Here is a 12,090-nt window from a genome sequence, read left to right on the forward strand (position 1 = left end):
GGCGGCCCATGCTCACGTTGCTCTCGCGGCTCCTCTCGTTCTCGGTGCGCCACCGCTTCCTCGTCGTCGCCCTGACGATCGCGGTCGGCGCGCTCGGCGCCTACAACTTCACGCGCCTGCCGATCGACGCGGTCCCGGACATCACCAACGTCCAGGTGCAGATCAACACGTCGGTCAAGGCGCTCTCCCCCGTCGAGGTCGAGCGTCAGGTCACGTTCCCCATCGAGTGGGCCATGGGCGGGCTCCCGGGCGTCGAGCAGGTGCGCTCGCTGTCCCGCTACGGGCTCTCCCAGGTGACGGTGATCTTCGACGACGGCACCGACATCTACTGGGCGAGGCAGCTCGTGGCCGAGCGCCTCGGCGCCGCGAAGGAGAGCCTGCCGCCGGGGCTCGGCGAGCCGCAGCTCGGCCCCATCGCCACCGGCCTCGGCGAGATCTACATGTGGACGCTCGAGGCCGCGCCGGACGCCCGGCGCCCCGACGGCCAGCCGTACGATCTGACCGATCTGCGCACGATCCAGGACTGGATCGTGCGGCCCCAGATCCGGACCGTGCCCGGCGTCACCGAGGTCAACTCGATCGGCGGCTACGAGCGGCTCTACCAGGTCTCGCCGGACCCGGCGAAGCTCGTCGGCTACGGGCTCTCGTTCCGCGACGTGCTCGAGGCGCTCGCCCGCAACAACGCCAACGCGGGCGGCGGGTACATCGAGCACAAGGGCGAGCAGTACCTGGTCCGCGCCACGGGCCTCGTGCAGAGCGAGGACGACATCCGGGGCATCATCGTCGGCAACCACGGCGAGGTGCCGATCCGGATCGAGGACGTGGCCGAGGTCGGCGTCGGCCGGGAGCTGCGCACGGGGGCGGCGACCGAGGACGGCGAGGAGGCGGTCATCGGCACGGCCATCATGCTCGTCGGCGAGAACGGCCGCGCCGTCTCGCGGCGCGTGGACGAGCAGATCAAGGCGGTCAACAAGTCGCTGCCCGAGGGCGTGACGGTCAAGACCGTCTACGACCGCACCTACCTCGTCGACGCCACCCTGAGCACCGTGCGGAACAGCCTGCTCGAGGGGGCCGCGCTCGTCGTCGTCGTGCTCTTCCTCCTGCTCGGCAACCTCCGGGCCGCGCTGATCGCCGCGCTCGCCATCCCGTTCTCGATGCTGATCGCCGTCACCGGCATGGTCGAGGGCAAGATCAGCGGCAACCTGATGAGCCTCGGCGCCATCGACTTCGGCCTCATCGTCGACGGCTCGGTGATCATCGTCGAGAACTGCGTGCGGCGCTTCGCCGAGGAGCAGCGCCGGCTCGGCCGCGCGCTCACCCGGGAAGAGCGGCTCGGCCTCGCCTACGACGCGTCGCAGGAGGTCCGGCAGGCGACGATCTTCGGCGAGCTGATCATCGCCATCGTCTACCTGCCCATCCTCACGCTCACGGGCATCGAGGGGAAGATGTTCCGGCCGATGGCGCAGACCGTCGTCCTGGCGCTCGCGGGGGCGACGATCCTGTCGATGACGTTCGTCCCGGCGCTCGTCGCGCTGCTCCTCACGGGCAGGGTGTCGGAGAAGGAGAACTTCCTCTTCCACCGGGCGAAGGGCGCCTACGGCCGGGCGCTCGCCTGGGCGCTGTCCCGGAGGCCGCTCGTCGTCGCCGCCGCCGGCGTCGTGCTCGTCGCCTCCGGCCTGGCCGCCGCGGGGCTCGGCCGCGAGTTCGCGCCAAAGCTGAGCGAGGGGGCGCTCGCGCTCCAGCCCGCGCGCATCCCCTCGATCAGCCTCACGACGAGCGTGGCGATGCAGGCGCAGCTCGAGCGCCTGCTCAAGGAGCGCTTCCCGGACGAGATCGAGCACGTCTTCGCCCGCACCGGCACGGCCGAGGTCGCGACCGATCCGATGGGCCCGAACGTCTCCGACACCTACCTGATGTTGAGGCCCCGGAGCGCCTGGAAGAAGGCGGCCACGCAAGAGGAGCTCGCCGAGGCGATCGAGGAGGCGATCCGGGAGCTGCCGGGGCAAAACTACGAGTTCAGCCAGCCGATCGAGCTCCGGTTCAACGAGCTCATCAGCGGCGTGCGGAGCGACGTCGCGGTCAAGGTCTTCGGCGACGACCTCGGCGTGATGCTCGAGCAGGCGAACAAGATCGGCGCGCTCCTGCGGGCGACCCCGGGCGCCGCCGACGTCAAGGTGGAGCAGGTCACGGGCCTGCCGGTGCTGACCATCGACGTGGATCGGCGCATGGTCGCCCGCTACGGGCTCAACGTCGCCGACGTGCAGGACGTCGTCGAGGCCGCGATCGGCGGCGTGAGCGCCGGCGAGGTCTTCGAGGGCGACAAGCGCTTCGACCTCGTGCTGCGGCTCCCCGACGCCATCCGCCGCGACGTCGCGGCCCTCGAGCGGCTCCCGATCCCGCTCCGGGGCGCGCCGGAGCACGCGACCGGGCCGAGCGGCCCGACCGTGGCCGCGGCGGCTCGGCCGCCCGGGCGAGCGGCGTTCGTGCCGCTCGGCGCGGTGGCCGACCTCCGCCTGGAAGACGGCCCGAACCAGGTCAGCCGGGAGAGCGGCAAGCGCCGCGTCGTCGTCCAGTGCAACGTGCGCGGGCGCGACCTCGGCGGCTTCGTCGCCGACGCCGAGGAGCGGATCGACGCCGCGATCAAGCTCCCGCCGGGCTACTGGATGTCCTGGGGCGGCCAGTTCGAGAACATGCTCGCCGCCCAGCGGCGCCTCGCCGTGGTGGTCCCGCTGGCGCTCGGGCTCATCTTCGTCCTGCTCTTCCTCTCCGTCGGGACGCTCAGGAACGCCGCCCTGATCTTCACCGGCGTCCCGCTCGCGCTCACCGGCGGCATCTTCGCGCTGTGGGGCCGCGGGCTCCCGATCTCGATCTCGGCGGCCGTGGGGTTCATCGCGCTCTCGGGCGTCGCCGTGCTGAACGGGCTCGTGATGGTGACGTTCATCGAGAACCTGCGGCAGCGCGGCGAGGGGCTCGACGACGCCGTGCTCCACGGCTCGATCGCGCGGCTCCGCCCCGTGCTCATGACGGCGCTCGTCGCGGCGCTCGGCTTCGTCCCGATGGCGCTCGCCACCGGCACCGGCGCCGAGGTGCAGCGCCCGCTCGCGACGGTCGTCATCGGCGGGATCCTCTCCTCGACCACGCTCACGCTGCTCGTCCTGCCGGTCCTCTACCGGCTGACGCACCGAGAGGACGCGCCGGTCGCCCGCGACGAGCCCGCGGATCCGGCGGCGAGCCAGGCCAGCTGAGGCGAGCGCGCCCGTCGACGCGGCGACGGGCGCTCAGCTCGCCAGCGGCAGCGAGAAGTGGATCGTCGTCCCCTGGCCCGGGGTGCTCTCGACGGCCACGGTCCCGTGGTGCGCCTCGATGATGCCGCGCGCGATGTACAGGCCGAGCCCCGCGCCGGTGCGCGACTCCTGCGCGGCCTTCCAGTAGCGATCGAAGAGGTGCGGCTGGTGCTCGGGCGGGATGCCCGGCCCCGTGTCGGCCACGGAGAAGCGCGCGAGGCCGGCGACCCGGCAGAGCGACACGCTCACGACGCCGCCCTTCGGCGTGAACTTCAGCGCGTTGCCGAGCAGGTTCGAGAACACCTGCAGCACGCGATCCCGGTCGGCGAGGACCTCCAGGCCCGCGTCGAGCGGCCCCTGCGTCACCCGGCAGCCCTTGGCCTCGGCGAGCGACGCGGCGGCCTCGAGCGCCTCGCGCACGAGCGCCCCGCCCCGCTCCACCCGCGGCGACACGACGAGCCGCCCCGCCTCGATGCGCGACGCGTCGAGCAGATCCTCGATGAGCCGCGTCATGCGCTGGATCCCGCGGTCCATCCGGTCGACGAGCTGGACGGCGTCGTCCTCCTCGCCGTCCTTCCGCTGGAGCAGATCGCTCCGCAGGAGCGACGCCGTGATCGCGATCGTGTTGAGCGGGTTCCGGAGGTCGTGCGACACGATCGCCAGGAGGTCGTCCCGGGCGCGCGTCGCGGCCTGCGCCTCGTTGTAGAGCCGCGCGTTCTCGAGGGCGACGGACGCCGACTGCGCGAGCTGCGTGAGCAGCACCTCGTCGCTCTCGACGAACGGCCCGTCGCGCCGGTCGAGCAGCAAGATGCTCCCGATGCACTGGCCGTCCCGGCCGCGCAGCGGCGCCGCGACGAGCGAGCGCGGGTGCAGCTCCGAAGGCGCGCGCGACAGCACGTCCGCGCACGTGGGATCGCTCATGATCTCGTCGCCGGTCAGCCGGACGCCCGTGCTCCGCCGCTCGATCAGGCCGAACGCGACCTCGCGGATGCTGTCGCGGTCCTCCCGCGCGGCGTACTCCTCGGACAGCGAGATGCCGGTCATCGACCGCTGCGCCACGCCCCGCGCGGCCAGCCGCGCGACCGCCACGTTCGCGTCGAGCAGCGCGCGCGCCTCCTCGGTGGTGCGCTGGATGAGCTCGTTCAGCGAGAGCGACCGGTGGATGCGCAGCGTCGCCTCGGTGAGCTGCGCGAGCTGGTTCGCGTGGCGCGCGAGCGCCCGGCGCGCCTCGTCCTCGCGGCGCTCGGCCTCGTTCAGCCGGAGCACGTAGCGCAGGCTCTGCACCAGGCGCTCTGGCGTCAGCAGGTTCTTCGGCACGTAGTCCGCCGCCCCCCGCTTCATCAGATCGACCGCCAGCGACTCGTCGCCCTGCCCGGTCAGCATGATGAACGGCGCCGTGAGCTTCGCCTTGCGCGCCGCCTCGATCACCGTGAGCCCGTCGCCCCCGGGCAGGTAAAAATCGAGCAGCACGCAGTCGATCTGCTGCTCGTACAGCACCGCGAGCGCCGAATCGACGGAGTCGGCCTCCCTGATCTCGGCGTCGACGCGGCCGCTGCGCAGCGCGCGCAGGATCGCGATCCGATCGACCGTGTCGTCGTCGACAACGAGGAGACGAACCGACCTATGGCTCAAGGCATCTCCACGAGCGTCCAGTACCGGTTCAGTGCCGTCATGAGCTCGACGAAGCTCAGGAAAGTCACGGGCTTGAGCAGGTAGCCGGCGACGTTGAGGTCGTACGCGTCCACCTTGTCCCGATCGTCGTTCGAGGTGGTCAGCACGACGACAGGCGTCGCCCGCAGCGAGGCGTCGGACCGGAGCTCTCGCAGAAACTCGATGCCGTTCATCCTGGGCATATTCAGGTCGAGCAGGACGAGGCGCCGGTCCCTGGGCACCTGGGTTCCACGCAGCAGATCGAGCCCCTCGACCCCGTCGCCCGCGACCCACAGCGGGTTCGTGATCTTGCCCCTCTCGAACGCCCTGCGGACGTTCATCACGTCGACGGTGTCGTCCTCGACCAGGATAATATTCAGGATTTTACCGTCCATCCTCGTCCTCGCTGAGGGGCAAAACGCTGGCCCGTCGATAGCATACGAGAGCAACGCTGCACGTGGGCAGGGCGATGGCGACGGAGCTGGAGGCCGGCTCACTCGTTTCCGGATGACGGAGACACCGCATACGGCCTGCTTCGCGCGGCTGAAGTTAACGTGGGCCCGCGGCGTCGGGAAGAGGCGATCGGTGCCACGGTGGGCCCGGGCCCCACGACGGCTGCCCGCGCCAGACGGCCCTCGCCGGCGGCCGCGCGCTCGAGGGCCACGGTCGCCCCGCCGGGGCGCGGGCCTCGGGGGCTACGGCCAGCTGCCGCGGTTGCCCGCGCGGCCGACGAGGTGCGCCACCGCCGTCACCAGGCTGTTCGGCTCGATCGGCTTGGCCAGGTGCATCTGGAAGCCGGCGGCGATCGCCTGGCGGCGGTCCTCCACGCGCGTGTACGCGGTGAGCGCGAGCGCCGGGATCCCGCTCGCCGGGACCTCGGCCCCCATCGCGCGCAGCCGCCGCATCATCGCGTAGCCGTCCTCGCCCGGCATGCCGATGTCGCTCACGAGCACGTCGAACTCGCCGGCGCGGAGCGCCTCGAGCGCCGCGCCGGCCGAGGCCGCCTCGCTCACCGTGGCGCCGGCGCGCCCGAAGATGATGCCGAGCAGCTCGCGCGCGTCGGTCTCGTCGTCGACCACGAGCACCCGGATGCCCTCGAGCAAGCGGCGCGCGGCGCCCCCCGGCGCGTCGCTGCCCCGGCGCTGCGGGGACGGCGGCGTCGAGTGCGGCTCGGCGCGGATCGGCAGGCGCACCCGGAAGCGCGCGCCCTTGCCCTCGCCGTCGCTCTCCGCGTTCACCGTGCCGCCCTGCGCCTCGGCCAGGTGCCGCACGATGGCCAGGCCGAGCCCGAGGCCCCCGTGCGCCCGGGTCATCCCGCCGTCCGCCTGCCGGAACCGCTCGAACAGGTACGGCAGGAAGCTCTTCGGGATCCCCTCGCCGTTGTCCTCCACCTCGACCTCGAGCATGGCCTCGACGCGCCGGGCGAAGGCCCGCACCTGCCCGCCCGAGGGCGTGAACTTCACGGCGTTCGTGAGCAGGTTCCACACGATCTGCTGGAGCCGATCGGCGTCGCCGAGGAAGATGCCCACGTCCTCGACGACCCAGGCGTTGACCGTGACGCCCTTCGCCAGCGCCGCCGGGCGCACGAGATCGAGCGCCGCGGAGAGCACCTGCCGCACGTCGACCGGATCGGTGCGGAGCTGCAGCTTCCCCGCGATGATCGTCGAGGCGTCGAGCACGTCCTCGATGAGCTGCGACTGCGCCTTCGCGTTGCGCTCGATCGTGGCGAGCCCCCGCTCGAGCGACTCGGTGTCCACCTCGCCCGTCCGGAGGATCCGCGCCCAGCCCAGGATCGACTGGAGCGGCGTCCTGAGCTCGTGCGACACCGTCGCGAGGAACTCGTCCTTGAGCTTGTTCAGCTGCTCGGCGTGCTGGCGCGCCCGCTGCTCCTGCTCGAGGAGCTGGGCGCGCTCGGCCTCGGAGCGCTTCTGCTCGGTGATGTCGTGGAACGAGATGCCGACCCCGTCGCCCAGCGCGACCGCGATGGCGCGGAACGTCTGCGGCGCGCCCTCGTGCGCGCAGGAGATCTCGACCCGGGCGGCCTCGCCGGCCTCGACCACCTTCGCGTACGTGTCGAAGGCGCTCGCGAGCGAGCTGCCCTGCATCTCCACGAGCAGCCGCTTGCCCTCGAGATCCTTGCCGCGGCCGCCGACGATCGGCCCGGTGGCCGGGTTCACGTAGACCCACTCGAAATCGGCGATCGCCCCGGACGCGTCGCGCACGCTGCGCAGGATCATGAACCCGTCGGGCGACGCCTCCTGCACCGTGCGGAACCTCGCCTCGCTCGCGCGCAGCGCCTGCTCGATCGCCTTCCGCTCGGTGATGTCCGTCGCCGTGCAGGTGATGCCGACGATCTCGGCCGCGTCGTCGGTCAGCGGCTCGATCGAGATGTCGAGGTGCTGCGTGCGCCCGCCCGAGTGCAGGGCGATCTCGCGCCGCTGGCCGACCCCGCTGGAGAGCACCTCTCGCTTCGCCCGCTCGAGCGCCCTCGCGGCGTCCGGGTCCTCCAGCACCTCCGCGTCGGTCTTCCCGAGCACCTCGCGCTCCGACTTGCCGAAGGCGTTGTGCATCCACGTGTAGCGGAGGTCCCGGTCCTGGTTGAACACCATGACCGGCGACCCGCGGAGCGCCTTGCGGAAGCGCTCCTCGTTCACGCGGAGCGCCTGCTCCGCGCGCAGGCGCTGGGCCACGCTCTGCTGGAGCTCGAGCGCGAGGCGCTCCGCCTTGCGGCGCGCGCCGATCTGCTCCGTCACCTCGAACGCCGTCGCCATGACGCCCTCCACGGCGCCGCCCACGCCGTGGAGCGGCTTGCACAGGACGTTGTAGAGCCGCTCCACGAGCTCCCCGGTCCAGTGCATGATCCGCACCGGGATCTCGTTCGCCACGCTCGGCTGGCCGCTCGCCATGACGGCCTCGAGCTGCGCGTGCAGCGGCTGCCCCCGGAGCTCCGGGACCGCCTCGACGAGCGGCTTGCCGAGCAGATCGTCGCGGCCGACCAGCTGACAGAACAGCGGGTTCGCGAGCTCGAACACCAGCCCCTCGCCCTTGAGGAGGCAGATCGGCGCCGGCGCCTCGGCGAGCAGCGAGCCGCTCTTGCCCCGCTCGAGCTCGGTGCGCTTGCGCTCGGTCTCCAGCGCGGCCAGCTGGAGCCGGGTGTGCTCGCCGACCGCCTGGGCGATCCCGGCGTCCACGCGCTCGGAGAGCGCCTCGAGGTCGCTCAGGCTCGGCGCGACCCCTGACTCGTGGAGCTCGCGGAGGATGGCGCGCCGGAGGACGCTGTACTCGCGGACCATCACGTCGAGGTCGAACCCGTTCTCCCAGCGCGCCTCGCCGTGCTCGCGCGCGGCCTCGTCGCTGCCGTTCGTGGGAGCGCCCTTCTCCAGGCTGGCGGCCACCTCGTCGAGGAAGGTCGGTAACGAGTTGATGAGCAGCGGCTTCGGCAGGTCCCGCGCCACCGCGCTTCGCCTGCGCAGCTCGCCGACGAACCGCTCGATGATGGCCTCGCGGCGGGTCCTGATGAGCGTGGAGAGCGGGGTCGTCATGATCGGGTCGTTCGCGGCGTCGGCGCAGTCCCGGCAGCCATCGCCGTCAGGGGCCCGGGCAGCGAGCGGGGAGCGGCCCTGGACGACCTGGGCCGCGGGTGGCGTCTGCGAGCACGACATATTCGGCGAGCTGACCGAGCGCCACAAGGCGCCCCGCCAGCGCAGCCCACGCGGCGTCGGGCAGGCGACCGCCCCCTTCAAGGGATAGCCGCCTGTGGTCCTCCGCCGACGTCGACCTCGATACGGCTGTTGAGCCGAGCCCGACTTCCCTCGCGCGCGCACGGGCCCAGACGCGGGCAAACCCTGTGCCGAGCCCGGGCGGCCGGTGCTCGCGGCGATGTGCGGTGCGCGACGTCACGAACGAGACAATTTGCCGCAGCGCCTGCGCCCGCCCGGGCCGTGCGACCGCCGGTGAAGCGGGCTGTCGGGGGCCGGGGGGATCAACCGTCTTGCTCGACATGCGGGTCAACATGGGGCGTCGCGGCACGGCGGCTGCAACAACGATGGTTCGAGACGCTGGAACACCAATTCACCCGATCAGGAGGTTATCATGCTCAGTTGGAGTGTTGCGTTCTTTATCGTCGCGATCATCGCCGCCATCTTCGGCTTCGGCGGCATCGCCGCGGGCGCCGCCTCGGTGGCGAAGCTGCTCTTCGTGATCTTTCTCGTCCTGGCGGTGGTCTCCCTCGCGCTCGGCCGCCGCGTCCGGGCCTGACGCCCTCCACGTCGCCCCTCGAGCGCCGCGTGGGCGCTCGTCTCACACGAGCCCACGCGGCCGCGTCGATCCCGGCGCCCGGGCCGCCCCGCCGCGCGCGCCATCTCATCCTCTCTCCTGCGAACCCCACGACTCCATGCCTTCGTCGGCCGCGCACTCCAGCGCTGCGCAGACCCCGTCCACGGGCGACGTGATGACGCGACGCGTTGTTGGTTGTCGCGCGCTGTGTCGGCGATGCCTGCTTGCACGTGCATGGCGGCCACGATCGGGGCGATATGTCTCGTCGGGCCGGGCGGTCTCCGCGGTTCTGCGTGGCACGCCCGTCGCAATGGCCGGTGGAGGAACCCATCCAGGGCGCCGAGAGGCTCGACCCCGGGCAGCTTCGATGGGGCTTTACGTGTCGCGCCGGGCTCTCGCCCGGGCGCAAGGTCGGGCCCGAGCGGCAGACCGGAGGAGATCATCATGCTGACCGTCCGTACATTCCTTCCTATCGCCATCGTCATGAGCGTCGTCGCGGGCTGCGACTCCCCGACAGACGCGCAAGCCAAGGCCGAGCGCGCGCAGGTCGAGGCGGAGCAGAAGGCGGCGGAGGTCGCCACCGAGCTCGACAAGAAGGTCGCCGAGATCGACCAGCGGGCCGAGCGGGAGACCGACAACGCGCTCCGGGAGGCCGCGGAGAAGCTCAACAACGCTGCCCTGGAGGCCAAGGAAAAGACGGTGGAGGCCCAGGCGGAGCTCCTGAAGGCGCGCGAGGACGTGCGCACCTCCGCGACGCGCAAGATCGAGGACCTCGAAAAGGACGTCGCCGAGCTCCGCGCCAAGGCCGAGAAGAAGCTGTCCAGGGACGAGGTCGACAGGATGGTGAAGGACCTCCAGGACAAGTCGGAGGCGGTCCGCAGGAGCCTGCGCGATCTCGACGCAGCCACGAGCACGAACCTCGAACAAGTGAAGAAGGGCGTCGACCAGCGCGTGGAAGAGCTGGACCGCGCCATCCAGGAGGCGAGGCGGCGCGTCTGACGCGAGCCTGCCAGCAAGCTCGAACAGAGGAGGACACCATGGAGAACCAGAAGACGACTCAGCAGACCCAGTCGGCGGACATCGAAGGCGAGGGCAACCACACGGCCGATCGGCGCTACCGCGAAGGCGTGCAGAGGTCGGTGAAGGGCGGCAAGATCGAGCAGCACGCGGAGGAGGCCGCCGAGGCGCTGGACGGCCCCGAGGGCGACGCGCTGCGCGAAGCCCAGGAGGCGACCCGGCGCGGTCGACCCAGCTGACCCGGCGGGCGTGCGATGATCCGCGAGCTCCGCTGCAAATCCTGCGGTCGCCGGTACATCTTCGTATCGACGGCGGCCACGCCCTGCCGGGCCTGCGGCTCGGCCCTCGACGAGATGGAGCTCGAGCGCGGCGTCTACGAGCTCGCCTCGGACGACGCGCGGAGCGCCGCCTCGCCGGAGCCGTCGGCCGCGGCGGACAAGATGGTCCCCGAGGATCTCGGCTACGGCGAGTCGCACGGGTACGGGCCCGCGCACGGCGGCCCGACCGGCCCCGGCGACGCGCCGGCGCCCACCCCGTGAGCCCACCGGCCCTCACCCCCCCTCGCGACTCACGCTGGCCCCGGGCTCCCCGGCTCGGGGCACGGCATGCGGCGATGGCCGCGGGAGACGTCTCCGGTCGCCGCGGCCGCCGCCGTATGCCGTGTGTCCCGAGGCGCCGACTCCAGGCCATCGCCCCAGGACACCGCCCGTGACATGGGCGCAGGCCCTCGCGGCGCGCGTCGAGCGCTGGAGGTGCCCGCCGGGCGATGAACCGAGCGTGAGGAGGAGGAGAGCGGCAGGAGGCCGCCGCCGTCAGGCCGCCGTCGCGGTGCGCGCCGGGGCGTGGCTCTGGCCGTGGCTGTGGGAGCGGCGGGAATGGGCGATGAGCGCGTCGAACAGCTCCAGCATCTGCTGGCCCAGCCGCTCGTTCGCCTCCTCGCTCAGCTCCGCCTCGATCCGCGGCAAGAGCTCCCGCTCCTCCTCGTCGGCGTGGTGCATGACGAGCTCCCTCAGGGTGGATAGCCTGGCCTTGAAGCTCGGGTCCTCTGGCGCCGTGTTGACGACGCGCCGGATCTCGAACCGCGCGACCGTGTGCTCCTCGCAGGCCCCGCCGATGAGATCCGGCTCGATCGCGAGCAGCTCCGGGAAGAGCACCACCTGCTCGGCGAGCATGTGGGCGAGCAGGTGCTTCGTGAGCTCGTCCGTCACCCGCCGGACATCGCCGACGCCCGAGGCCGCCAGATCGAACAGCCTCTCGGCTTCGCGGTGCTGCCCCTTCAAGAGCTGTGTCGCTTTCATGCATTCTCCTCCCGGACACCGAAGGTGTGCGTGTTGTCGATGGACGTGAAACAGGGATCTTGTCGCCCTCGCGCCAGGGCCGCTCAGGCGGCGGCGCGGGCCGAGAGGTGCGCGAGGCCGCGCAGCGGCTCGCCCCTCGGGCCCTCGAGCGAGAAGGTGACGGCGCCGCTCCTGCCGATCAGCTCGCGCATCGTCAGCGACAGGCCCGCGAGCTCGCGAGCCGCAGGGGCCTGCGGGTCCGAGCCGGGGCAGAGCACGACGCGCCTCACGCCAGGGAGCGCGCCGAGCACGGCGCGCACGAGCGAGGACCGGACCATGAGCTTGTTCGCGGACGACCCCGCGACGAACACGGCCGTGCTCACCTCGCCGAGGAGCCGGAGCTTCTCCTGCAAGCGCGACTGGAACGTCGAAGCGTGCTCGCTCGGGAGCTGAATCACCGTGTGGAGGTCGCGCGTCCGGGTGCTCAGCCAGGCGGCGCACTCGGTCCAGGGCGCGCCGGGCTCAGCAATCAGCAGGCAGGTCTCCTCGCGACGCTCGCCCTCTCGCCCCCTCTTTTTCATGGGTCA

Annotated in this window: 10 protein-coding genes; 5 read left to right on the top strand and 5 right to left on the bottom strand. The window is 72.0% G+C overall.

Features of this window, described 5'->3' with window-relative positions:
• Positions 1–8: 8 nt before the first annotated feature.
• The gene (locus WMF20_RS48380) at positions 9–3,245 is read left to right on the top strand and encodes an efflux RND transporter permease subunit (RefSeq protein WP_437608687.1); all 3,237 of its coding nucleotides are present in this window, start codon (positions 9–11) and stop codon (positions 3,243–3,245) included.
• A 33-nt stretch (positions 3,246–3,278) separates the two neighbouring features.
• On the opposite strand, the gene WMF20_RS48385 is transcribed toward WMF20_RS48380, so the two are convergent.
• The 3 genes from WMF20_RS48385 to WMF20_RS48395 form a co-directional block, all read right to left on the bottom strand.
• The gene (locus tag WMF20_RS48385) at positions 3,279–4,916 is read right to left on the bottom strand and encodes an ATP-binding protein (protein ID WP_437608689.1); all 1,638 of its coding nucleotides are present in this window, start codon (positions 4,914–4,916) and stop codon (positions 3,279–3,281) included.
• Positions 4,913–5,329 carry a response regulator gene (locus tag WMF20_RS48390; protein WP_061606753.1) on the bottom strand — a complete coding sequence of 139 codons (417 nt, stop codon included), beginning with the start codon at positions 5,327–5,329 and terminating at the stop codon, positions 4,913–4,915. The genes WMF20_RS48385 and WMF20_RS48390 overlap by 4 nt, the downstream gene beginning before the upstream one ends.
• Positions 5,330–5,629: 300 nt before the next feature.
• The gene (locus WMF20_RS48395) at positions 5,630–8,476 is read right to left on the bottom strand and encodes a PAS domain-containing protein (protein WP_437608691.1); all 2,847 of its coding nucleotides are present in this window, start codon (positions 8,474–8,476) and stop codon (positions 5,630–5,632) included.
• A gap of 550 nt (positions 8,477–9,026) precedes the next feature.
• On the opposite strand from WMF20_RS48395, the gene WMF20_RS48400 reads away from it, so the two are divergent.
• The 4 genes from WMF20_RS48400 (at position 9,027) to WMF20_RS48415 (ending at position 10,765) form a co-directional block, all read left to right on the top strand.
• Positions 9,027–9,191, top strand: coding sequence for a DUF1328 family protein (locus WMF20_RS48400; protein WP_129580598.1), 165 nt, complete (start codon positions 9,027–9,029; stop codon positions 9,189–9,191).
• A 462-nt stretch (positions 9,192–9,653) separates the two neighbouring features.
• Positions 9,654–10,208 carry a hypothetical protein gene (locus WMF20_RS48405; protein WP_437608693.1) on the top strand — a complete coding sequence of 185 codons (555 nt, stop codon included), beginning with the start codon at positions 9,654–9,656 and terminating at the stop codon, positions 10,206–10,208.
• 38 nt (positions 10,209–10,246) lie between these two features.
• Entirely contained in the window at positions 10,247–10,465 is a 219-nt protein-coding gene (locus tag WMF20_RS48410) for a hypothetical protein (protein WP_437608695.1), read from the top strand.
• Between the two features lie 15 nt (positions 10,466–10,480).
• Positions 10,481–10,765 carry a hypothetical protein gene (locus WMF20_RS48415; protein ID WP_437608697.1) on the top strand — a complete coding sequence of 95 codons (285 nt, stop codon included), beginning with the start codon at positions 10,481–10,483 and terminating at the stop codon, positions 10,763–10,765.
• Between the two features lie 273 nt (positions 10,766–11,038).
• On the opposite strand, the gene WMF20_RS48420 is transcribed toward WMF20_RS48415, so the two are convergent.
• Entirely contained in the window at positions 11,039–11,524 is a 486-nt protein-coding gene (locus tag WMF20_RS48420) for a hemerythrin domain-containing protein (RefSeq protein ID WP_437608699.1), read from the bottom strand.
• A gap of 83 nt (positions 11,525–11,607) precedes the next feature.
• The gene (locus WMF20_RS48425) at positions 11,608–12,084 is read right to left on the bottom strand and encodes a hypothetical protein (protein WP_437608700.1); all 477 of its coding nucleotides are present in this window, start codon (positions 12,082–12,084) and stop codon (positions 11,608–11,610) included.
• Positions 12,085–12,090: the final 6 nt, after the last annotated feature.

Source organism: Sorangium sp. So ce834 (assembly GCF_051521425.1).
Classification (GTDB): Bacteria; Myxococcota_A; Polyangia; order Polyangiales; family Polyangiaceae; genus Sorangium; species Sorangium cellulosum_D.

Bases quoted from the DNA above. Each gene is read 5' to 3' on its own strand.
- WMF20_RS48420 (WP_437608699.1), bottom strand. From the start codon at position 11,524: ATGAAAGCGACACAGCTCTTGAAGGGGCAGCACCGCGAAGCCGAGAGG.
- WMF20_RS48410 (WP_437608695.1), top strand. From the start codon at position 10,247: ATGGAGAACCAGAAGACGACTCAGCAGACCCAGTCGGCGGACATCGAA.
- WMF20_RS48380 (WP_437608687.1), top strand. From the start codon at position 9: ATGCTCACGTTGCTCTCGCGGCTCCTCTCGTTCTCGGTGCGCCACCGC.
- WMF20_RS48425 (WP_437608700.1), bottom strand. From the start codon at position 12,084: ATGAAAAAGAGGGGGCGAGAGGGCGAGCGTCGCGAGGAGACCTGCCTG.
- WMF20_RS48395 (WP_437608691.1), bottom strand. From the start codon at position 8,476: ATGACGACCCCGCTCTCCACGCTCATCAGGACCCGCCGCGAGGCCATC.
- WMF20_RS48405 (WP_437608693.1), top strand. From the start codon at position 9,654: ATGCTGACCGTCCGTACATTCCTTCCTATCGCCATCGTCATGAGCGTC.
- WMF20_RS48400 (WP_129580598.1), top strand. From the start codon at position 9,027: ATGCTCAGTTGGAGTGTTGCGTTCTTTATCGTCGCGATCATCGCCGCC.
- WMF20_RS48390 (WP_061606753.1), bottom strand. From the start codon at position 5,329: ATGGACGGTAAAATCCTGAATATTATCCTGGTCGAGGACGACACCGTC.
- WMF20_RS48415 (WP_437608697.1), top strand. From the start codon at position 10,481: ATGATCCGCGAGCTCCGCTGCAAATCCTGCGGTCGCCGGTACATCTTC.